At 60.8% G+C, this 22,675-nt stretch carries 17 protein-coding genes and 2 pseudogenes; 11 read left to right on the forward strand and 8 right to left on the reverse strand.

The window, feature by feature from the left end; all coding sequences use genetic code 11:
* Positions 1-52: 52 nt before the first annotated feature.
* Entirely contained in the window at positions 53-1,414 is a 1,362-nt protein-coding gene (locus HGEM_RS01240; RefSeq protein ID WP_019127577.1) for a D-alanyl-D-alanine carboxypeptidase family protein, read from the reverse strand.
* A 392-nt stretch (positions 1,415-1,806) separates the two neighbouring features.
* Between HGEM_RS01240 and HGEM_RS01245 the strand changes: the two genes are divergently transcribed.
* The 6 genes and pseudogenes from HGEM_RS01245 to HGEM_RS01265 all read left to right on the forward strand — a co-directional run bounded on the left by HGEM_RS01245 (position 1,807) and on the right by HGEM_RS01265 (position 8,211).
* A complete protein-coding gene (locus HGEM_RS01245; protein ID WP_035100908.1) occupies positions 1,807-2,502 on the forward strand; it encodes a response regulator transcription factor in 696 nt (231 codons plus the stop codon).
* 1,435 nt (positions 2,503-3,937) lie between these two features.
* Positions 3,938-4,264, forward strand: a pseudogene (locus HGEM_RS10640) (histidine kinase dimerization/phospho-acceptor domain-containing protein); the annotation flags it as partial.
* A gap of 408 nt (positions 4,265-4,672) precedes the next feature.
* Positions 4,673-4,921: pseudogene (locus HGEM_RS10645) on the forward strand (ATP-binding protein); the annotation flags it as partial.
* A gap of 401 nt (positions 4,922-5,322) precedes the next feature.
* On the forward strand, positions 5,323-6,003 hold the full coding sequence (locus tag HGEM_RS01255; RefSeq protein WP_019127580.1) for a response regulator transcription factor: 681 nt from the start codon (positions 5,323-5,325) through the stop codon (positions 6,001-6,003).
* Positions 6,004-6,041: 38 nt separating this feature from the next.
* On the forward strand, positions 6,042-7,463 hold the full coding sequence (locus tag HGEM_RS01260; RefSeq protein ID WP_019127581.1) for a sensor histidine kinase: 1,422 nt from the start codon (positions 6,042-6,044) through the stop codon (positions 7,461-7,463).
* Positions 7,464-7,698: 235 nt separating this feature from the next.
* Positions 7,699-8,211: a GNAT family N-acetyltransferase gene (locus HGEM_RS01265; RefSeq protein ID WP_019127582.1), complete on the forward strand. Its 513-nt coding sequence runs from the start codon at positions 7,699-7,701 to the stop codon at positions 8,209-8,211.
* A 66-nt stretch (positions 8,212-8,277) separates the two neighbouring features.
* Here the strand turns inward: HGEM_RS01265 and HGEM_RS10165 are convergent, their stop codons facing one another.
* Positions 8,278-9,117, reverse strand: coding sequence for a hypothetical protein (locus HGEM_RS10165; protein WP_154646788.1), 840 nt, complete (start codon positions 9,115-9,117; stop codon positions 8,278-8,280).
* Positions 9,118-10,085: 968 nt separating this feature from the next.
* On the opposite strand from HGEM_RS10165, the gene htpG reads away from it, so the two are divergent.
* Positions 10,086-12,119 carry a molecular chaperone HtpG gene (gene htpG, locus HGEM_RS01275; protein ID WP_019127585.1) on the forward strand — a complete coding sequence of 678 codons (2,034 nt, stop codon included), beginning with the start codon at positions 10,086-10,088 and terminating at the stop codon, positions 12,117-12,119.
* 708 nt (positions 12,120-12,827) lie between these two features.
* Here the strand turns inward: htpG and vsr are convergent.
* Entirely contained in the window at positions 12,828-13,676 is an 849-nt protein-coding gene (gene vsr, locus HGEM_RS01280; protein WP_019127586.1) for a DNA mismatch endonuclease Vsr, read from the reverse strand.
* Between the two features lie 320 nt (positions 13,677-13,996).
* On the opposite strand from vsr, the gene HGEM_RS01285 reads away from it, so the two are divergent.
* The 4 genes from HGEM_RS01285 to HGEM_RS10560 all read left to right on the forward strand — a co-directional run bounded on the left by HGEM_RS01285 (position 13,997) and on the right by HGEM_RS10560 (position 17,654).
* A complete protein-coding gene (locus HGEM_RS01285; RefSeq protein ID WP_019127587.1) occupies positions 13,997-14,191 on the forward strand; it encodes a hypothetical protein in 195 nt (64 codons plus the stop codon).
* A gap of 226 nt (positions 14,192-14,417) precedes the next feature.
* Positions 14,418-15,239, forward strand: coding sequence for an ABC transporter ATP-binding protein (locus tag HGEM_RS01290; protein ID WP_019127588.1), 822 nt, complete (start codon positions 14,418-14,420; stop codon positions 15,237-15,239).
* Positions 15,229-17,427, forward strand: a complete 2,199-nt coding sequence (locus tag HGEM_RS01295; RefSeq protein ID WP_019127589.1) for an FtsX-like permease family protein — start codon at positions 15,229-15,231, stop codon at positions 17,425-17,427. Before HGEM_RS01290 ends, HGEM_RS01295 begins: the two co-directional genes overlap by 11 nt.
* A gap of 104 nt (positions 17,428-17,531) precedes the next feature.
* Positions 17,532-17,654: a hypothetical protein gene (locus tag HGEM_RS10560; RefSeq protein WP_019127590.1), complete on the forward strand. Its 123-nt coding sequence runs from the start codon at positions 17,532-17,534 to the stop codon at positions 17,652-17,654.
* A gap of 467 nt (positions 17,655-18,121) precedes the next feature.
* Here the strand turns inward: HGEM_RS10560 and HGEM_RS01300 are convergent, their stop codons facing one another.
* The 5 genes from HGEM_RS01300 to HGEM_RS01320 all read right to left on the reverse strand — a co-directional run bounded on the left by HGEM_RS01300 (position 18,122) and on the right by HGEM_RS01320 (position 22,576).
* Positions 18,122-18,403, reverse strand: coding sequence for a hypothetical protein (locus HGEM_RS01300; protein ID WP_019127591.1), 282 nt, complete (start codon positions 18,401-18,403; stop codon positions 18,122-18,124).
* 202 nt (positions 18,404-18,605) lie between these two features.
* A complete protein-coding gene (locus tag HGEM_RS01305) occupies positions 18,606-20,282 on the reverse strand; it encodes a hypothetical protein (RefSeq protein WP_019127592.1) in 1,677 nt (558 codons plus the stop codon).
* Positions 20,283-21,110 (reverse strand): ABC transporter ATP-binding protein, encoded by an 828-nt coding sequence (locus HGEM_RS01310; protein ID WP_019127593.1) that lies wholly within the window; start codon positions 21,108-21,110, stop codon positions 20,283-20,285.
* Positions 21,111-21,201: 91 nt separating this feature from the next.
* Entirely contained in the window at positions 21,202-21,390 is a 189-nt protein-coding gene (locus tag HGEM_RS01315) for a type II toxin-antitoxin system antitoxin (RefSeq protein WP_019127594.1), read from the reverse strand.
* 151 nt (positions 21,391-21,541) lie between these two features.
* A complete protein-coding gene (locus tag HGEM_RS01320) occupies positions 21,542-22,576 on the reverse strand; it encodes an SPFH domain-containing protein (RefSeq protein WP_019127595.1) in 1,035 nt (344 codons plus the stop codon).
* Positions 22,577-22,675 lie beyond the last annotated feature (99 nt).

Raw genomic sequence — 22,675 nt, forward strand, 5'->3', positions numbered from 1 at the left:
TTGCCCCGGTTTCTGCTACGCCTTGGGCGCCGGGCGATAATCTCAATCTCCGCTACGCCTTGGGCGTCGTGGCGATGACCTCGGTTTCTGCTGCGCCCGGCTCTCCCGTGAAGAAACGCGTGAAGCGGTCGAGCTGCACAAGGAGCCATTCAAGCGGCGAAGGGGCCCGGACTTCCTCTGCGGCAACGAGCTCAACGGAGGCGAGCTCCGTTTCTCCCTGACAAAGCGCGAGGGTCCCTGCATGGTCGCCGCGCTGCACATCGCCAGAAAAATCGACGGTATCGACCTTGAGCGAAATATCGCCCTCGAGGTCGAAGTAGCTAGCGGTAGCGTTGGCGTCGGCAACGGTGACATCAACGGTCTTGTCGGTCCAATCCGTATCGGACGCGCGTGCGATGAGCGGGTCGCCGTCGGGCGTGAGCTTGCTGCTCTCAAAGAGCGGAACGGTCTTGAGGTGCTCGTAGTACCAGTTGGCGAGTGTTAGGGTGTTGCTGAAGCGGGAATCGTTGTCGCTGCAACCCAAGACAACGACGTAGACCTCTTTTTCGTCGCGCTGGAACGTTCCCACAAAGCAGGTTCCCGCATCGTAGGTGGTTCCTGTCTTGCCGCCCACGTTGCCCTCTTGTCCGAGGATGTCGTTGCGCACCTTGAAGGTGACCTCGCGCTCGGCGCCGTCAGCACCGGTTACCGTGATAGTGTTGTCGCCGCTGCCATCGATCTCGCGGAACGTGTCGTTTTTCATCGCGTAGCTGAACATCGTCACCACGTCGCGCGCGGAGGCGTGCATATCGCCAACCCAGTCTCCGAAGTCAAGCCCATGGGGGTTGGTGAACGTGGCGTCCATGCCCAGCCCGGCCGCCTTGTCGTTCATCGCCTGGATGAAGGTTGCGTACGGGTCGGTGCTTGCCGGGTCGATGATTGCTCCCACGGTCGTGGCGATGGCCATGGCGGCGTCGTTGCCCGAGGGGATGAGGAGCGCCCTGAGCGCCGTCTCAAGGGTGAGCGTGTCGCCTTCTTGCAGGTGGGCGGTCGACTCGCCTACCGTGGCCGCTGCGTGATCGACGGTTATCGTGGTGGAGAGGTCGGCGTTTTCGAGCGCAACGATGGCGGTCATGACCTTGGTGATCGAGGCGATCTTGGTCTGCGTGTCGGCATCGCGTTCAAAATAAACGGTTCCGTTCGGGTCCATGACGATTGCCTGTGCCGCTTCGATATCGGGAAGATCGGCGTCGGCGAGCCCGCGCTCTTCCGCCGTGACTCCGCAGACGATGTCCGTCATGCGCGTTTCCGCTCCGGCGAGGGCGGGCGTGCCAAGCAGCACGCAGCATGCGAGACTCAGGACCGCGAGAAGCCGCGGCATGAGGACGCGGGCGCTATGGGCACGGCGCGCGGGGAGCTGGAATGATTCGAGCACGGTTCCTCCTTGTGGCGCGAGGCGGGCGCATCGAGTTGGTGGCTGCGCTCCATTATACGGTTCTGCGGCGAGCGCATCGCGCGTGGCACGACTCGTTGAGGCAAGGCTCCGTATCGGGCGGTCCGCGCGTGGTCGGAGCTGAGGCAGTCCCACATGCGCTTTGCAGACGGACGGCATCGCGCGTTCCCTGTTATGGGCGGTTTCGCGTAAGTACGGCACGCGGGCTGTCCTGCACCGCCTCGCGCACCTCCGTTCCACCTTAAGCCCCGTATCATTCCGCCAACGGTATGGGAGAATGGTCGGAAAGCCGTTAAGGTTAACTTAAGCTTCGAGGGCTATCTTTGACCCGACTTCCCCGCGGGCATAATGGAAGGGGGGAAAGGAGCCATTTGGTGAAAACGCGTATCCTCGTCGTGGACGACGAGAAGACTATTACCGACCTCGTGGGCATCTATCTGCGCAACGAGGGCTACGAGGTCCAGCTTGCCTATAACGGCGCCGACGCCGCCCAGGCCATTCTCACACAGGAATTCGACCTTGCGATTCTCGATATCATGCTGCCCGATATCGATGGGTTTGAGCTGCTGCGAACCATTCGTACAGACTATACCTATCCGGTTATCATGCTTACCGCGCGCGATTCGCAGACCGACAAAATCGAGGGTCTGTCGCTCGGCGCAGACGATTACGTGGTTAAACCGTTCCGCCCGCTTGAGCTCGTGGCGCGCGTAAAGGCGCAGCTTCGCCGATGTACGAGCTATGGAAGCCGCGACCAAGCGGAGGAGCAGCAGCTCATCTCTATCAACGGGCTGGTGATCAACCCAGATGCGCGGTCTGTTACGGTGGACGAGAAGCCCGTGCGATGCACGCCGATCGAGTATTCGATTCTGCTGTATCTGGCGGAGAATCGTGGCCGCGTCGTGCCGGTTGAGGACCTGTTCCGCGCCGTGTGGAACGAAGAGTTCATGGCGAGCTCCAACAATACGGTGATGGTGCACATCCGCCATCTGCGCGAGAAGATCGGTGACGACGCGCAGAACCCGCGCTTCATTAAGAATATCTGGGGCGTGGGCTACACGATTGAATAGGACGTTCGAGGTAGCAGCCGCAGCGGCGGCTGACGGCCTCGTTTTTCGTTGACTGTGCGCTGGCCGGTCGGCACCCTCATTTTGCGTTGACTACGCGCCGGCGGCTGACTGCCCCGTTCGATGCCAGCGATGCGCCTGCGGCGGTAGGCTGCTCCGTTCGATGCCAGCGATGCGCCGGCGGCTGTCGGCGGCCCCGCTTGGTGTCGGGCGTGCCTCAGCGGCGGTCGGCGGGCTCGCACGGCGCCGGAGTGCGTCGAAGGCGCGCCCGCTCAACTCATCTTCCATGCCGTTTTACGCAGTAAGAGCGAATTTCGTGCCTCTTATTGCGTAAATCGGCATGGAAGATGCATTTCAGCGAGCATTAATGAGACGGGCGACAATCGGGCCACGTGTTCGATCGTGGTCTCTCGTCGCAGCACGACCCCGCTCGCCAGCGTTTCCAAGCGCACCGTTCTCAATCGTGTCGTGCGCTCGTAGCGCCCAAGCGAACCGGCCTCATCTGCATCGCTCACTTGCGGGCGCATGCGGCGCCCAGGCGCATCGAGTTGGAGAGCCAAATTAACTAAGTCTTCAGTATCCAGCGAAAGCGGGCTTTTTATACTGGAACAAACAACCCGATGCAAGGTCTCAGCGATGCGCCTGCAATGCTCGATGCAAGGTGTGCGCGCTGGTGTAATTCGAGGAGCACGCAATGAAGCTAAACGATATTGCCCAAAGAAGGCCTGCTCATCCCCCTATTAATCCGCTCACGGGGTTGCCGAATGCGCCTGAGGCCGTTTCCGGTACAGCAGCGCCGGGCTCCGCAGGGGCCGCTGCTTCCGATTCTCCCAAGGCGACCGTTCCACCCGCGGCAGCACCCAACCTTCACAATAAGGAGCGCGACCCCGCTTATATGGGTACGGATGGGGAACGGAGCTTCTCGTCCGAACAGGAGCCTGCTTCGGTGCCACCCGTTTCGGCATGGGGCTCCGCTCCGGGGGATGCTCCGGTATGGGCATCCGCTTCGGCTTCGGTGGCGCAGCCTCCCGTTTCCGCCGCCACCGATAACGACGCCCTGTTTGAGCGCTTGCAGGCAGCCGCGGGAAGCCGCGTGGTTGCAACCGCTATCCTCTTCGCCCTGTTATTCGCCATCGTAGGGCTCGATGAGCTCATGCTCTTCCTCGTCATGTTCTTCGTTGGATATCTGCTGCTCGACCGGTTTGTCAACGTGCGCCAGTGCATCGTCTTGGGCGGTGTGGCGTGGCTTGTGGTTATCTTGCTGGGCAACCTCGTTATCGGCAGCACGTTGGTGCCCATTTTCTTCAGCATCGATTATCTGTTTATGTTTTGCGGCTTCCTCTTTGCGCTCGCGGTGTGCATGGCGTTTTTTATCGGGCGTGCAATGTACGAGCATGGCGTGGCGCGTGGCCAGGAGGAGGCAGATCGCTCCATCGCGATGCATATCGTGGGGCGTCTTATCGACCATCCCGATGATTGGAGCGGCCTCGACGGTGACTATCTTGAATGCGAGAGCGCTATCAACCGTGTGCGCGAGCGGCAGCGCGCGGTAGAGAGCGCGGGGCGCGATGAGGCCCGCCGCAAGGACGACCTTGTAACCTATCTTGCTCACGATCTCAAAACGCCGCTTGCGAGCGTGGTCGGATACCTTTCGCTTCTTGAAGAGGCTCCCGATTTGCCTGCTGAACAGCGCGTGCACTTCACGGGCATCGCGCTCGAGAAGGCGCATCGCCTAGATGCGCTTATCGAGGAGTTCTTCGATATCACGCGGTTCGATTTCCATGACATCGTACTCACGCGAGGGTATGTGGACCTCAATCTCATGTTGGGCCAGGTGGTTGACGAGTTTTACCCAACCCTCACCGAGCAGGGAAAGACCGTTGATCTTGAGGTGCCCCTGGGGCTCACGGCACTCATCGACGGCGATAAGATGGCGCGCGTGTTCAACAACGTTATGAAAAATGCCATCGCCTATAGCTACGAGGGCTCGGCGATTCGCATCACGGCCGAGCGGGCAGGCATGGAAGATGACGTGGATGCGAGCGCTGCCGCCGCCCCTGCTGCTGCGAGCGGGGTTGAGGCGAAGGTGGTCGCGGCCGCAGGGCACACGGACGCACCGAGCGGGGCCGTGGCGGCGAAGCGCGCGGCTGTAGCAAAGGTGGCCGTAGGAGAGTCCGCGCGTGCCAAGGATGCCGGAGAGGTCATCATCCGATTCGAGAACCAGGGAGACCCCATTCCGGAGCCGAAGCTCAAGGTGATCTTCGAGAAGTTCTATCGTCTCGATGCAGCGCGTGCGACCAATCGTGGCGGCGCTGGCCTCGGCCTCGCCATCGCCAAGGAGATCGTGACCGCGCACGGCGGCGCCATCTCGTGTGAGTCCACACCGGAGCATACGGTGTTCACGATCGTGCTCCCTGCGTAGGTCCGTCTTTATGTCCAACGAGGGGCTGCGCAAACGGGGGTTGCTCCTCATTTGGCATGAGCGGGGGCGGGCGTGCCGCGCGCAACGCCCCCGAAGACCGACCGGCGTGGCGGGATTGAGGACGGCCCCTGTGGGGATAGGCGGCCCGCGCGCAACGCCCCCCGCGAGGGTAGGCGGCCCGCGCGCAGCGCCCCGCAGGGCTCTTTACATTCCCTTGACAATGCCCTTTCAGCAGGATAAACCGCAGCGCGTACCATCTGGTAACCATAGGGACTACCTTCAGCCGGCGTAATGTAAAGCCGGTGTATGATGGAGCGAGAACATACCGCGAGAACGCGACGCTTCTGCTGGCGATGGGCTCTGGCAAACGGGCGCGCATCTTGTTTGGAGTGACGGCAGCTATGATTTACTACGTCGAGGACGACGACAACATCCGGGGTCTCACGCTCTATGCGCTGCATCAGCAGGGCATAGAGGCCGAGGGCTTTTCTTGCGACAGCGAGTTCAAGGCCGCCGTGGCGCGCCGCGTGCCCGATGCGGTGCTTCTCGATATCATGCTGCCCGACACCGATGGCCTCGAGATTCTCCACCGCCTGCGCGCAGACCAAGAGACCGCCACGGTGCCCATCATGATGCTCACCGCCAAGGACACCGAGCTCGATAAGGTTGTTGCTCTCGATGGCGGCGCAGACGATTACCTCACCAAGCCCTTTAGCCTCATGGAGCTCACGAGCCGTTGCCGGGCGCTCCTGCGCCGCGGCGGCATGATCAAGAAGACGAGCGACGTTCTTTCGAGTTCTGGTATCGTGCTTTCCCCAAGCCATCGCGAGGTTACGGTCGACGGCAAGCCCGTCAAGCTCACGCTGCGCGAGTTCGACCTGCTCGAGTATCTCATGCGCAAGCCAGGCGTGGTGTTTAGCCGCGAGGCGCTGCTGCAGAGCGTGTGGGGCTGGGACTTTGACGGTGGTTCGCGCACGGTCGATGTGCACGTGCAGACGCTCCGCCAAAAGCTCGGCGATCGATCGAGCTGCATCGAGACCGTTCGCGGCGTGGGGTATCGCTTTACCGACCACGTGGCGTAGGCGCTCGGTGTGTGGGGCCGGCGCAGAGGAGTTAGCCCATGAGCCCGATCGGGAGTAAAAAATCACTGTTCAGGCGTGTGTTTGCAACCATCTTTTGCATCGCGCTCTTGGTGGTCGCGATTTTCACCTTGGCGGGGGCCGGTTACCTCCAGGGCAACGTGGCCCGCGTTACGCGTAGCGAGTTGCGCGACGAGACGCGAATCGTCGCTGCTTCTCTCAACGAAACGGTCGACGATATCACGGTGCTCGAGCGCCTGTCCCTCGATGGCAAGCGCGTCACGCTTATCAACCCCGACGGCTCGGTCCTGTACGACAGCGAAGAGCCTGCGGAGGAAATGGAGAACCACGCGAACCGCCCCGAGGTTGCCGATGCGATCGAGGCCGGGAGCGGATCGTCGGAACGCTCGAGTTCTACGCTGGGCGAGATTATGCTCTACGAGGCAGTTCGCCTCGATAACGGCACCGTGGTTCGCCTTGCGCAGGAGCAGGACGGCATCTTGGCGATTCTCGCCTCGATGGCGCTTCCTATTGTGCTGCTGGCTGTCGTGTTGCTGCTCGTTTCGTTCGTGGCGGCGCGCCGGTCGGCGAGCTCGATCATCGCTCCGCTGCTCGAGGTCGATCTGGATCATCCCAAGCGCAACAGCGAGGATGTGTATTCCGAGATGGAACCTATGCTCAATCGTATCGAGAGCCAGCGTCAAGAGCTCAAGCGCCAGATGCGCGTGCTTGCCGACAACGATCGCATGCGCCGCGAGTTCACGGCAAACATCACGCATGAGCTCAAGACGCCACTCACGACGATTTCCGGATACGCCGAGCTCATCGCCGGTGGCATGGTGGCCGACGAGGCCGATTTGCGTGACTTTGGCAGCCGCATCCATCGTGAGGCCGGTCGCCTCACGTCGCTCGTGAACGACATTCTCACGCTCTCGAATCTCGACGAGGCCGAGCGCACGGATTCAGAGAACTCGGCCGACGTGCTCGGCTCCACCGAGCCGGTTGACGTGCCTCGTATGCTCGAATCTATCTCGCAGCGCTTGGAGCAGGTTGCCAAGAAAGCCGATGTGACGATACTGCTTGAAACCAAGCCGGCGATGGTGGTGGGTGTGCCCCGTCTGCTCGACGAGCTTGCGTATAACCTGGCGAGCAACGCCATACGCTACAACCTACCGGGCGGTTCGGTCACGCTTTCGTGCGGAATCGACGAGGGGGGACATCCCTACATTCAAGTCATCGATACGGGCATTGGCATCGCGCCCGAGGAGCAGGACAAGGTCTTCGAGCGCTTCTATCGCGTGGACAAGAGCCGTTCGAAGGCGCGCGGCGGAACGGGCCTGGGCCTTGCCATCGTGAAGCATGCCGCGGTCTACCACGGCGCGAGCATCGATTTGGCAAGTGAGCTTGGCATGGGCACATGCATCACCGTGACCTTCCCCGTGCAGGAGCTGCCTGAGCTATAGGTACGGCATTGGGCCTGCGCCATCGGGCGTTGGGCTGCGGGCCCCGCTAGCAGACCCTGCTATCAGGCTCCGTCATCGCGCGTTGAGCTATCGTGCCCCGCAAGCAGACCCTGCGCCAGGCCCCGTCATCGGGCGTTGGGCAACGGGCCTCGCAACCAGGCCTCGCAGACGAGCCCTGCGCGCGTTGCTCAATTGTCGTATGATGGCGGCACCCATCACAGGCGAAAGGTGTGCCGTGGAAACCACCGTCAAAATGAGCTGCGGGGCGTGTTCGCCGCAGGTGCACGATGACGCGTTTGCGGTTCGTCGTGCGGTCTTCATGGAAGAGCAGGGTTACGAGAATGAGTTCGAGCCCATTGATGAGGACCCCTCTTGCATCCATGTGGTTCTTTATGCTGGTAAGGAGCTTGCCGGGTGCGCACGCGTGTTTCCCGAGGAGCTTGAGCGCACGCTGAATCCCGGCATGCCCCAGTCGCCTGCATGCTCGCTTGATGCGGGCGTGAAGCAAGGCGAGACCTACATCATTGGGCGCGTTGCCGTGATGCCCGCCATGCGTCGCCGCGGGCTTGCCCGAGAGCTGGTGCGTGCAAGCGAGCGCGCCGCGCGCGAGGCCGGCGCCCGCCTCATCAAGCTCCATGCGCAGGAGTACATTCGCGACCTCTACGCAGCCGAGGGCTACGAACAGATCAGCGAGGTGGACTACGAAGACGAAGGCCAGCCCCACCTCTGGATGGCCAAGCGGCTGTAGAGCTGGTCTGCGCCGCCTTTGCGCCATTATGGGGCTCTAGGCTAGGTTCTCCGAGTTGGCCTTCCCCTAACCGCCCAACTGCTCATAGCGTTGTATCGATGGCATGAGCGTTGCGTAGAGCACTCGACGTCGAGCCTCGTAGGTAGCGCTGCGTAACCTTATGCGTTTTCCAAGGGAGTGTGCGATGTTGAGCATGAGCTTCTCGCAAAGATGCTCCTGCGCAAGATCCTCGTACCAGATATTGAGCAGCGTGATGCCCGTGCCGGTGAGGCGATTCTGCCGGCGATCGTCGCGCGCCGTTCGTTCTATCGAATGTGCGCGCCGCCCCTTGTACTCCAGGCCCACTCTCTCCTTGTAAAAGAAAATGTCCACCCACTTTGGTCCATCGGCGGTCATAATTCGCTGGTTCATTTTCACCCTACCGAGGTTCCATCCACCCATGCAGTGCGGAAGGCTTACCAGTAGGGCAGCAACGGTTTCCATGGGGGAGTGTGAACCGTCAGCGATAAGGCGGGCGAGCCGTCGAGCGCGCTTTGAACCGTTCATACCAGAGCAGCGTTCAAGAAAGGCGGATATCTTTTTCGCGCTCGTTATAGGGGCATCTGTACTGGTGTAGCTGTCCCAGGAATCTTCCGATACATCGAGAACGTAGGTACCGCAGAGCTCAAATCCGATTCGCAACAGCTCGATGTCGTCGATATCGCGGGAAGCCGCAAGCTCAAGGAAGAGCAGCTCCGGGGTGACTACCAGCGTATCTTTGTTGAGAACGATGAGCGATCGTGCTGGAAGAGGATGGCGGTGCGTATGCCGAGCAACAAAGCGAGGGGCATGTCCGGTTTTGGTTTCACACAATACATGGCAAGGATGAGTCTTGATGCCGTATCGTTTCAGGTCGTCCTCAAGCATGGGGCGCGGAGGCACCGAGCAATCATTAAGCTTGGCGGTTCGTGGCTTATGCAGGATGTCCGGCGCGAGACGCCCACTTGCGCGGTATAGCTCAAGGGCCGATATGTTGCAAAAGCACTTCCTCATAGGCTAAGCATAGACGTGCTGTCAGTCGTTTTACGTGAGCTGGTAAATACGAACCAGTCGAAATCCTGGTAAAGCTGACAAAGCACTAAACGGGTATGTCGTTCGATGCGTTTTTGTGAGCATGCCCTTCACACATGAGGAAGTGAGGTGAAGAAAGTCATGTGGTCCGCTGGTAACTACCATTGCGGGATCTTTTCGGGCCATCAGAATGGATCGGCCGGACAGGGGATGCTAAATGAGGGTCGGGGTCCTGACAAGTGAAAACAGCGCCTTGCTGGTGAGATGGACTATAGATTATGGCGGGTTTGGCCAAATAGATACGAATGGTGGTAATTCCAGATAAAGTTTAAGGCGCGGTTGGTTTGGTGGAGTTGCCGTTGCGCGCAGCCAGCTGATTTTTCCGGGGGTAAGCGGCGAAATATGCTCAATATAAGGAAGCTCGACGCTTCTACAGAACCTTGCAGGAGGTAGCGAATTCCACCAATCGTATCTAATTGGCCAAAGCAGTTAAAAGATGGCAAAAGTTGGCCAAGTATTATATCCAGGAGGTGCTTGCGGCCGGAATGTACGGGGAATTGATCGTCGCGGTGCCGAATAGCTCGGGGGTTTAACTACATAACCCCCGTTTCAAATTTTGAAATGATTGTTAGCTCGATTACTAGATAGTTCCATCCGGGTTGGAATTATCACGAGGAAATAACGTGAGCAGTGCATATATGAGCACAATAGGGATATAAAATCTAAGTCTCAACATGTTAGGTTTGTTGAGTGCTGTACGACCTGCTACTTAGTACGTGCCGCGCGCTCAACAAGCATCCACAGGGAGGAAGGGAACGCAGCGCATGCGCAAGTTCAAAACAGAGAGCAAGAAGCTCCTTGATCTCATGATCAACTCGATTTACACCAACAAGGAGATCTTCCTGCGCGAGCTCATCTCTAACGCGTCGGATGCGGTCGACAAGCTCAATTTCAAGAGCCTTACAGACGATAGCATGAAGGTCGACCAGGACGATCTTTCGATCCGTGTGAGTTTTGACCGCGATGCGCGTACCATTACCGTTTCGGATAATGGTATCGGTATGACGGCCGATGAGCTTGAGAAGAACCTGGGTACCATCGCCCATTCTGGCAGCCAGGAGTTCAAGACCGAGAACGCCGAGAGCCAGGGCGACGCGGTCGATATCATCGGTCAGTTTGGTGTCGGTTTTTACTCTGCGTTCATGGTGGCCAAGCGCGTTCAGGTTGTGAGCCGCGCGTATGGCGAGGATGCGGCGAACGTATGGGAGTCCGATGGCCTCGAGGGCTATACCATCGAGCCCGGCGAGCGCGCGGGCCACGGCACCGATGTGATTCTTACGCTCCGCGACAATGAACCCGGCAAGGACGGCGAACCCGGCGAGAACTATGACCGCTACCTGAGCGAATGGGCCCTCAAGGACCTTATCACGCGCTATAGCAACTACGTGCGCTATCCGATTCAGATGATGGTAACCAAGAGCCGCCAGAAGCCCAAGCCGGAAGATGCAGGCGACGATTACCAGCCCGAGTACGAGGACTATCAGGAGCTCGAGACTATCAACTCCATGACGCCGATCTGGAAAAAGCGCGCCTCGGATGTGGAGCAGAGGGATTACAACGAGTTCTACAAGAGCACGTTCCACGACTTCGAGGACCCGGCGCGCACCATCAGCTTCCATGCCGAGGGCGCGCTCGAGTACGACGCATTGCTGTTTGTTCCCGGCCGCGCGCCGTTCGACCTGTACAGCAAGGATTACGAGAAGGGCCTGGCGCTTTATAGCTCCAACGTCATGATCATGGAGAAGTGCGCCGACCTGCTGCCGGACTACTACAACTTCGTTCGTGGCGTTGTGGATTCCGAAGACGTCTCGCTCAACATCAGCCGCGAGACCCTGCAGCATGACCGCCAGCTTCACGCCATCGCGCGGCGCATCGAGAAAAAGATTACGGATGACCTCTGCGACATGCGAGACAACGATCGCGAGGCGTATGAGAAGTTCTTTGAGAATTTTGGCCGTGGCCTCAAGTTTGGCATTTACAACACGTACGGCGGCAAGGCGGACGAGCTTGGTGATCTGCTGCTCTTCTGGAGCGCTAAAGAGCAGAAGATGGTCACGCTCCGCGAGTACGCCGAGGCCATGCCCGAGGGGCAGAAGGCCGTCTATTATGCTGCCGGCGACGACCGCGAGCGCCTGAGCAAGATGCCCGTGGTGACGGGCGTGCTCGCGCGCGGCTACGACGTGCTGCTGTGCACGCAGGGCGTTGACGAGTTTACCTTCCAGGCTATGCGCGAGTACGTGGCGCGCGACATGCCCAAGATCTATGAGGACGACGCTGCGCGTGAGGCGGCCGAGAAGGCTCAGGCCGACGGCGCGGAGCCCGAGACCGAGGATCGCCACCTGGAGCTCAAGAACGTGGCGACGGGCGACCTCGATTTGGCGAGCGAGGACGAGAAGAAGGAGGCCGAGGAGGCTACCAAGGAGCACAGCGACCTCTTCGATGCGATGAAGGAGGCGCTTGGCGACAAGGTGGAGAAGGTTGCGGTCTCGTCACGTTTGGTGGGAGAGGGCGAAGCTCCCGCGTGCATCACGACCGAAGGCCCGCTTTCGCTCGAGATGGAGAAGGTCCTCAAGCGCGGTCCCGAGGGCGAGGCCGAGGGCCTGCCCAAGACCCAGCGTGTACTGGAGCTCAATGCAAAGCATCCGGTGTTTACCAAGCTTGCAGCCGCGCAAGATGCGGGCGATTCTGAGAAGATCGCGCTGTATGCCGGCCTGCTCTACGACCAGGCGTTGCTTGTAGAGGGCATTCTGCCTGAGGATCCGGTGGCGTTCTCGCAGCGCGTATGCGAGCTGATGTAGGCCGCGACTGCTCGGCTTGCGATTGCTCGAAGGTTGCTGAGGCTTGGGCTGCGGAAGCTTGTTACCGTGGTCACCTCCTTGGCACATTCAGTTTTGAAGAAGGCCCCTGCGGGGGCCTTCTTTTGTGAAGCGGCATCGGGGAAGGGGGCGGTTACTCGCTGTCTTGCGGTGCTAGCCCATTAGATATTCCCAAAAGCGGAGCGAGCGCATAGCTAGGCCGTGCGCTCGCTCCGCTTTTGGGAATATCTTTTGCAGCCGCTCGGTGTGTCGAAGGCCATGCGCTACGCGCGAAGGGTCGCTGCGTGCCCAAGTGGTTCGGTGCTTAGGTTTTGAAGTGCTGCTTGCCAGCTATGGCGCAAATTATCGCATTGGTTGGGAGAGCGCCGAGCATCTGACCGAATGGCTGGCATGAAAGAAGGCTTAGGAGCATTCATGCGGGTGGTGGAGCCGAGGAGGCCGGATCCTGGTGTCGGGGGGAAGGAATAGGGGTTCGCATGTCGGGTTGAGGCCCTGAGTTCCATGCGTGCTGCGTCTTTGGAAGAATGCATGCACGGCCTCCTCGTTCATCCACCGGTACGGGTGCATCCGTGTGCTGCTCTTGGATGCACAGCCCCATTATGTCCGCAAGGCGCAAGACAGTTACTTATGACATGCCTAAGAATCGCTTACATAAGCGTGGAGGCCCAATGCACGGCAGAAACAGACGAATCACCTGCGCGTTTTTGGTGCATGCTCGTTTATAGTCGCGATGACGCGGGCCATGGTTTCGTCAATTTTGTCGCGTTTGAGTTCGCATTCCCAAATAGTGATGGGCGTCCAGCCGAGTTCTTTCAGCTCGGTGATCGCACGGGCATCGCGCTCGACGTTGCGGCGAAACTTTGCCTCCCAGAACTCGGTATTGCGCTTTGGAGTCGAAGGATTGCAGTGCGGGCATCGGTGCCAGAAGCATCCGTTCACAAAGATGGCGATTTTGCGTCCGGGAAACGCGATGTCCGGCCTGCCTGGAGCCTTCTTCCACTGAAGGCGATAGCCGGTAAGGCCAGCGGCTCGCAGGCGCTGGCGCACGAGCAGTTCGGGTTTGGTGTTTTGCCGCTTGTTTCCTTGCATGGAATGGCGGCTGTCGTGGCGGCGCTTGGCGAGGGCAGCAAGGTCTTCGTCGCTTGATGTCCGCGAGAGCGTATTGACGAGCTCTACATCTGCGGGCATCCACGAGAGGGTGGCGAGAGAGCGGCGCTCGATCCAGCGTATTTCGAGTTGGCGATCGCTCTTCTGGGGTTCGCCCTCTTCGATGCGGCACGAATAGCATTCCATCGAGAGGTGAAAATCCGGGTAGTCGTATTCGACGGTGTAGATGTCGCGGAGGCCGGTCACGCGGATGTTGAGCTCCTCGGCAAGTTCGCGCCGGCATGCGTCTTCGGCCGTCTCTCCGCGTTCCACCTTGCCGCCAGGGAATTCCCAGAGGCCCGACATCTCTCCGTAGCCGCGTCGAACGGCGAGCACGCGGTTGCTGTCGCCGTTTTCATGGATGATTCCCGCTGCCACACGGACTGTTTTCATGCAACGTACTCCCAGCTTGACTTTGGTTCTCACCGTATTGTACGCATCTTGGGCGGCCCTCGCCGATTTACCATGACGGTTGTGGGCGCGGAAAGCCGGCGGGGGCGAGTCGCCGCGACTGCGAGTGCGGAAAGCCGGCGGGGGTGCCGAGGCGTTTAAGAAAAGCCGGCGGAGCGGGGGCCCGCGCGCCTCGAAACCAGGTACAACCTCAGCCTTAAGCCTTCCTTCACCCTACCTTACAAAACTGCAATCCGCCTGTAAGGCAAATCGATGGCACCTCGAAGGCCATCTTGCGAGGATAGCATCAGGAGGTGGTCCCGATGAAAACCACGAACGTAAACGCAACTGATCGCAAGCTTGCCTACGCGAGCCCCTATGATGTCGAGCCTGCGCATGAGGTGCATAACCCCGTGGTCAGGGCGGGCATGTCGGTGGTTGAGATGGTGGCATGGCTTGTGGTCATGGCGGCGCTCTCCATTGGCATGATCGTGCTCTTGTGGAGCGTCTCCCGCTAGCAGTGGTTCGCGCGCACCGGGTGTTGGCGTTTCACATGTGGTTCGCAGACACCAGGTGCCAGCGTTTCACGCGGAGGCGGCCGGAGGAGCTCGGTTGAGTCCTGTGGAGCATCTCCCCCCCCCTGGCTGGTGACGGTGCTGAAACGACTCGGCGCACCGTCGCCAGCATGGGAGCAAGGTCCGCTGCTAATGCCCCATAATGGAAGAATGACTGAAAGGAACGAAGATGCCTGTACTTACCCAGCAAGCACGCCATGCGGCGGGCGCCGCCGGAGTCGCCGGCGCCCCCGTGCTCGACGTTCAGCATATTGAAAAGATCTATGGTAGCCGCAGCAACGTGACGCATGCGCTGCGCGATGTCTCCTTTACCGTCAACCAGGGCGACTTCGTGGGCATCATGGGTGCATCCGGCTCGGGCAAGTCGACGTTGCTCAATTGCGTCTCTACCATCGATAAGGTTACGAGCGGCAGCGTGATCGTGAACGGCGAAGACGTCACGAGGCTCAAGAGCCAGCAGCTCACCAAGTTCCGCCGCGAGCAGCTGGGGTTCATTTTCCAGGATTCCAATCTTCTCGATACGCTTACCGCGCGAGAGAACATTGCCCTGCCGCTCACTATCAGCCGCGTGCCTGCCAAAGAGACGCTCGCTCGCGTGACCGAGGTCGCCGGGCGCCTTGGCATCCGTGAGACGCTGGACAAGTACCCCTATCAGCTTTCGGGCGGCCAGCAGCAGCGCGTTGCCGCGGCACGCGCCCTGGTTACCAACCCGGCCATCATCATGGCCGACGAGCCCACGGGCGCGCTTGATTCCAAGAATGCGCGGCTTCTGCTCGAGAGCTTCGAGACCATGAACCGCACGTACCGGGCGACGGTGCTCATGGTCACGCACGACAGCTTCGCCGCGAGTTACACGCAGCGCGTGCTCTTCATTCGCGACGGGCGCATCTTCACCGAGCTTCGGCGCGGCGGGTCCACGCGCCAGGAGTTCTTCGACCGCATCATGGAGGTTGTGGCCATGATGGGCGGGGAGGGATCCGATGCTCTGTAAAATAGCCTTGGGCAACGTGCGCCGCGTGGGCAAGGACTACCTGGTCTACCTGCTCACGCTTACGCTTGCCGTAACGGTGTTCTATGCGTTCAACACCATATCCCTCCAGGTGGACATTGCCGGCGTGACCGAGCAGAACTCCGGCATGGGCGATTTGCTCGGCGGAATCATCAACGGCCTCACGCTGTTCCTGGCGTTTGTGATGGGCTTTCTCATGGTCTACGCAAACAACTTCATCATGAAGCGCCGCAAAAAGGAATTCGGCCTCTACCAGGTGCTCGGCATGAGTCGCGGGCAGGTCGCGCGCATCATGGCGCTCGAGACGTTCTTCGTCTCGCTCGTCTCGCTCGTGCTGGGGCTCGTGCTCGGTGTAGGGCTCTCGCAGCTCATGGTGTTCTTCACAGCTTCGCTCTTCAAGACGCAGATCGCGAACTTCCATTTCTTCTTCTCGTTCGGCGCGTTCATGATCACGGTGGGATGCCTCCTGGCGATCTTCCTCGTGACGCTCGTCTTCAACCTGCGCGTGGTCGCGCGGGCAAAGATCATCGACCTCATGAGCGCGAGCCGTCAAAACGAGAACATCAAGGTTCGCAACCCCTGGCTCTCGGCCGCGGTCTTCGTGGTGGGCGTGGCGCTCATCGGGGTCTCGTACGCGCGCTTGCTGCAGGACGGCCTGCCCTATGACGGCCAGCCGGAGGCCATGACGGCGTTTCTCGTGACGACCATCATGGTTGTGGTGGGCACGATCCTCTTCTTCCTGGGGCTTTCGGGCTTTTTGCTCAAGGCGCTCCAGGCGGCACGCGGGCTCTACTGGCGCGGGCTCAATATGGTCACGATGCGCCAGCTCGCGGCCAAGGTGAATACCGTGAGCTTCTCGATGGCCATGATCGCCATGATTCTCTTCCTAGCCATTACCTCGGTGACCGCTGGCATGTCGCTTGCAAGCGTGATGAACGAGAGCGTCGAGCGCGGCACGCCGTTCGACTACACGCGCGTGCTCGTCTATTTCGGTCCGCAAGCGGTTGCCGAGGAGAACGCCTACGCCGAGGCCAACGGCGACTCGACCCGCTACGCGGTGGCGACCGAGCCCATCGACCTCGTCGAGGCAAGCAAGGCCGATACGGTGGGCGAGGGAACGGCCGACGCGCACCCGTTTGACGTGTCGCAGATTGCCGGCGGACACGTGCAGGTGGATGTATACGATTCGACGCCGCTCGGTGCCGACGCGCCGCTCGTGACGCTCAACCAGCTGTGCGATGCGACGGACATGGAGATGCCTTCGGGCGTGGATTCGACGGGCACGGCGGAGCTCGGCCTTGGCGTGGTGAAGGAGAGCGTATACAACGCGTACCTGCGCTATCGAGGCATGGACGAGATCGATCTGGGCGCGAACGGCTACACGATCATCTCTGACATGGGAGCTACGCTCAACGATATCTATAACGCGGCGCTCGCGCAGGGTGTGGAGATCGATTTCAACGGACACGCGCTGCGTCCGGTAAGCGACCGCGTGAACGAAGAGGCGAGCGCCTTCCAAAACGCGATGTTCGGCATGAACACGGGAACAATCGTAGTGCCCGATTCCTATGTCGAGGAAGCCAACCTGCCGCTCTATTACGGCTACCTGATGGTCGATTACGCCGATGGCATTTCGACCGAGGAAGGAGACGCTTTCATCAACGAGCTGCGCACCTATCACCCCATCACCAACGATGCGGGCGAGATCGTGGCGGGATGGGGGTCCGAGGCTACTCGCACCCAGAGCTACGAGAGCGTGGACTCTATGAACGGCCTGATCTCCTACCTGGCTATCTACATCGGCTTCGTGCTGGTGCTGGCGTGCGCTGCGATTCTGACCATCCAGCAGCTCTCGGGCGTGGCCGATGCGAGCCCCAACTATCGGATACTTGCCGAGCTGGGTACGCCGACGCGCCAGATCATGCATTCGACGCTCGTGCAGCAGGCGATTTTCTTCGTGTTCCCGCTCTTCATCGGGGTTGCGCACTCGTGCGTGGCGCTGAGCGTGATCGTCAAGCTCGTGCAGCTGTTCGGCGGCTTCACCATCGGCGGCGCGGTCGGCCTCACGGCGTTCATCTTCTTGGTGGCATATGGTGGGTACTTCTACGTGACCTACCTCATGAGCAAGGGCATCGTGAGGGATGCGATCAGGGCGCGGCATAGTTTGTAGCGCGTCGTCCGGATGGCTTCCCGCGCCCGGGCTATGTGAGGGCTTTCGACGGGCCAGGCGGGTATTAGCTTGGCCCCCGTATCTATAGTTGAGAGGAGGGCCGGATGATGATTATCGATGCTGTTATGCAAAGCGTAACGAGCGTCTGGCTGCCTATTGCAGGATGGGTGGTAGCTGGGGTTGCCATGTGGCTGGTTTCCGGCCGCTCGCAAAGGCGCGACGACTAGGGTCTGCGCTCCAGCCGAGGATTCTGCAGGCTTTGATGTTGGAGCGGGGGCGCGTGCTTCGTTGTGCGTGCCCTCCGCTTCGTTTCGGCCCGCCTGGGGCCCGTTTTTGGCTCGCCCGGTGGTCCGGTTTCAACTTTTGGGCACTTCAATGACGATGTGCGAAGTATACGATTACGGCGCTCGTCGCTGACCAGGCAATTTGTTCGCGCTGAGGCAGTCTCTACTTCGTATTCGTTGGATAGACTGCCCAAAAGTTGAAAAAGCTTTCAGGCGGGGCTCCGAGTGGTCTTCCGAACCTCGGATTTCGGGCGTTTCCCGCGCGTGCTGCGCATAGATTGAACCTCTGTTTGGAGGATAAGGGCAACAAGGCGGGCGGGGCTGCAACTGCAGCCCCGCCCACTTTGCATGAAAGGGTTTGAAATCAGGGGGAACCCTGCAGACCCATGTGCCGCAGGAGCAATTTCAGCTTACACCGACGCCGCATAGGGGCGCACGGGCCAAGACTGGTGAGTGTTGCTCGCGCCATCGCCCGCCCGCAGCTTGCGCAGGAGCGCTTCGTAAGAACGGCGCAGGTTTGCGCGCTGGTCCTCGGAGCGGCTGCGCGGTGTGCGCATGCGGATGACGCTTCCGCTCGCGCGCCCTGCTTGCCTGGTTGCCCCGGTGGTGTCCGGCGCGGCGGCCTTGGCGGCGGGAAGGGGGCCTGCTTGGCGCTTGGTCCCCGTGCGGGAGGATGAATGCTTGCGATGCATGCGATATGCTCCTGTTCAGCGTTGCCGGGCCGTCTGTTTTGCTTTGGCATGTTGGACGCCCGACGGTCGTGTATCGAATGCCATTTGGTTTGTACCACCCGGCGCGGACAATAAACCTAATCTTTGCTTAATCCCGCGCCCTGCGCTATTTCTACAGGGACGGTTAGCTCCCAGGTACGGTTTTCCTACAGGTACGCTTGGCCTACCGCGTAAAGAGAACCGTCCGGTGGCAGAGCCTCCTAAAGACGAGATGCCCCGCTGCGGCGCAGGCGACGCCCAGCCCGAGGTTGAGAGCGTCGCCCGCCGCCGCAGCTCCAAGGGTATCCATGAGCATCCAGCATGCAAAGCCCCCGCCGAAAGCGGCGGCCATGCCGCCAAACACAGTAACCATGATGGGCATACTGCGCTTCACGACTTCGTTCGGGGTATTCCATACGAAGTTCGGCGAGGTGGCGTCGATGGCCAGGGCGATGTTGACAAGCAGGTAAAAGACGCCGAAGCCCAGCACGATAATCTCGAGGGCCTGCAATACGCCTGCCTCGCCCGAGATGAGCAGCACGGCTGCGCTGATTGCAAGGGCGACGGCGACGGGCAGGGCGTTGGTGGCGAGCTTCGCGCCCAGGATCGTGCGCGGCGGCACGGGCGCGGTCGACATAATCCAGGCCGCGCGTCCCTCGAGCGACACTGAGCATGCGGCACTCGGGCACATGCCGGAGCAAAACACGTAGACCCAGGGGATGAGCACCACAAGGCGGCTGGCGTATGCGCGCACGGCTTCATCGGTGATTTCGACGCCGTCCACTACCCCTGAGGTCAGGAGCTCGCGCATGCCCATGGCCGAAAGCGCAACAGCGACGATGACCATGAGGATGTAGCCGAACAGGCAGTTGAACGCATAGGAGGGGATGCCGATGAGCGTTAGGAACTCTTTGTTCATCATGGCGCGGAACGGCGATGCCCCGCTGCGGCGCTCGCGCAGACGCTCCGCGGTATAGCGATCCCGAGCGCCTCCCTTGCTCGCCAACAGGCCGTTGATAGGAAGGTAGAGGCGCTGCATGATTTCCAGGCATGCAAGTGCAACGCCAAGCGAGAACGCCGCAAAGACAACGAACGGCAGCGCACTGCCCGAAATGATGCCCTCGCATGCCCAGGCGGCCGGCGGGTACAGGGCGGTGAGGCCCGCGCCCATGGCAGACGCAACGCTGCCGAAAGCAGCCAGCTTAGCAGCGGGGTCGCTGGCGGTGCCCGCGCTAAAAGAGAGCGCATAGGCGCCAACGAAGATTAGGGTGAAGAACGCGAGCGCGAGCACGATGTAGGCGATATTCGCATGGCGGAACCGGACCGTGAGGACCGTAACACCGAACGCGGCGAACACGGAGACGCTTACCGGCGCGAGCGGGGCAAGCGGGATGCTTAGCACGGCGAGGGCGATCGAGGCGGGGTCTGCGGGAGTATTGAGGAAGTAGACGACGAAAAGCGGCGTCATGAGCACGGCACTCAGCACGATGGCGGCAAGAAAGACCGTTCCCAGGCGCGAGGCAACGACTGCGCGCCTCGAGATGGGCAGCGACATCACATGGTCCCAGTCGGCGAGTCCAAAGAGCGTGCCGCGCGCCTTCATGAAGGCGAACACAATGCCTGCGAGCGAACCGACAACAAGGGCGAATGCCGGGATGACCTCGGTGAGGCCCATGGCGACGAGCCCCATGCCCATGAGCGCGACATATGCCGCCATCAAGGCACCGAGCGCGATTGCCACCACGCCGGCCAGGGCGAGGCGTGTGGTGCGCGACCGCCTCTTCGATCCTTGGCGCTCGGGTGCGAGGGAATTGACGAGTGCGAGGACTTGCACGCGGCAGAGCAGCGCGAAACCATTCATCTACTTCATCCCCTTGAGGTGGCTGCGCCCATTGGGGCGAGCGTTGCCGGTTGTTGGCTGGGCAGCCTGTCCGGTGTTGCTCGGATGCTCAGGGTCCTCTACAAGGTCGAGGAATACCGCCTCGAGCGATTCGTCGCCGCGCACTTGCTCGGTGGGCCCGGCAGCAAGCAGCTCGCCGCCACGGATGATGGCCACCTTGTTGCAAAGCTTCTCAACTACCTCGAGTACGTGCGACGAGAAAAAGACCGCGCTGCCGCGGGAAGCGAGCTCGCCGAGCATGAGCTTGAGCTCGTGAGAGGCAACAGGATCGAGGCCTACGAAGGGCTCATCGAGCACGAGGAGCCGGGGTTCGTGCAGGAGCGCGCCGATGAGCACGAGTTTTTGACGCATGCCGTGAGAATAGCTTCCCACCGCATCGCCAAGGGCGCCCATAAGCTCAAGGCGCTCGGCAAGCTCGGTGATGCGCTCGGTGCGTACACCGGCCGGGACCTGGAAGATGTCGGCAAGGTAGGTGAGGTACTGGATTCCCGTCATGAATTCGTAGACGTCGGGGTTGTCGGGAACATAGGCAATGAGGCGCTTTGCGGCCACGGGGTCGCGCGCAACGTCGATGCCGCACACGCGGATGTTGCCCCCGTCGATGCTCTGCACGCCCACGATCGAGCGGATAAGGGTGGTCTTGCCTGCGCCGTTATGGCCGATGAAGCCGTAGATGTCACCCGGCTCTACTTCGAGTGAAAGATCGCGCACGGCTACGGCGTCTCCGTAGCGCTTCTGGTAGTGATCGATAGCGAGAATGGGCACCTCGGGGGCGCTTTGCGCGTTCATGATATCTCCTTGATGGGGGTGAGACAGTTGTGCCGGGTACAACTGTCTCTCTGTTGCTATGTATGAGACAGTTTAACCCGGCACAACTGTCTCATTGTGCTTTCGGTGGCTTCGGGGTATCGGCGGCACCCTTTTTAGGCAGGCGGCCGACGCGCTTGAGTGCGTCGCGCAAGATCCACTCGACCTGCCCGTTGGCGCTGCGCATCTCATCGTCGGCCCAGCGCTGGACCGCCTCCCATATGGCGGGGTCAATGCGAAGGGGATATTGTTTGCGCGCCATGGCGGTCACCTGCTGCTGAGAGTTAACAATGGAGTCGAGTGGCGGTCAATCTTGGAAGAGCGGGCCGGATGCTGTCTGCCTTGGAAGGCTGGGCCGGAGGCTGCTGTACCGAGACTGCTTCCCCCGGCCCATCGTTATTCGACCTTGAAGGCTAGTAAAGAGATCCTGCGTTCACGATGGGGTGCGCTTCGGATTCGCCGCAGAGCACCACCATGAGATTCGATGCCATCTGCGCTTTGCGCTCCTCGTCGAGCTCGATCTTGCCGTGCTGGCCGAGCTCGTCCACAGCCATTTCGACCATGGTGACAGCGCCTTCAACGATTTTCTTACGTGCGGCGATGACGGCTTCGGCCTGCTGGCGGCGGAGCATCGCCTGAGCGATCTCGGGCGCATAGGCGAGGTGCGTGAGGCGCGCGTCGTCGATGGCGACACCAGCCGGCGCCAGGCGCTGCGTGAGCTCGTGCTTGAGGGCGGTCGAGACCTCCTCGATATTGCTGCGCAGCGTGATGGAATCCATGGAGTCCGAGCTGTCCTCGGCGTGGTCGTAGGCATAGATGCTCGCTACGTGACGGAGCGCCGTTTCGGCCTGCGTTGCCACGAACTGCTCGTAGTTGTCCACGTCGAAGAGGGCCTTGGCGGTATCGGCCACGTGCCAAACGACCACGTTGGCGATTTCGATGGGGTTGCCCATCTTGTCGTTGACCTTCAGGATGTCGCCGTTGAGCGTGCGTGCGCGCACCGAAACCTTGGTGGAAAGGCCGCTCGCTGCTTTGGCCGCCGTCTCGATGCTCTTGCTCAGCGAGAGCCCGCTTTTACCCACGGCGCTCGCTACGGCATCTTCGGTGGCAGAGTTGGAGCCCATGCTGCGGCTGTAGAACGGGTTTGCCCAGCGGAAGCCCTCGTCACGCACGGTGCCCTTGTAGTCACCGAAGAGGATGCACACGCGCGCCTGCCCGGGCTGCAGGGTGAAGAAGCCGGATACGGGAATCCAGATCAGGCAGAAGGCGGTGATGCTGAGCCCCAGGCCCCAGCCCGAGAGAGGGCTTGCCGCCACACCGGCCTCGTCGGCGTTCACGAGCCCGATGATGCTCAGGACGAACACGGCGACGATGGCGATGAAGGCGATGAGAACGACGCCAAGCATGCCCCAGCCAGATGCGGCCTTGATCTTCTTTTCCACGCTCATGGGTGTTCCTTTCGCGAAGCGCCCCGCCGGCGTGACGGCGAAGCGTTGCCCCTGATATTCCTCGGGGGGGGCGACTCCCCGGCCACGGGCGCCGAAGGG

It is taken from the genome of Enorma massiliensis phI (genome assembly GCF_000311845.1).
In the GTDB taxonomy this organism is placed as follows: domain Bacteria; phylum Actinomycetota; class Coriobacteriia; order Coriobacteriales; family Coriobacteriaceae; genus Enorma; species Enorma massiliensis.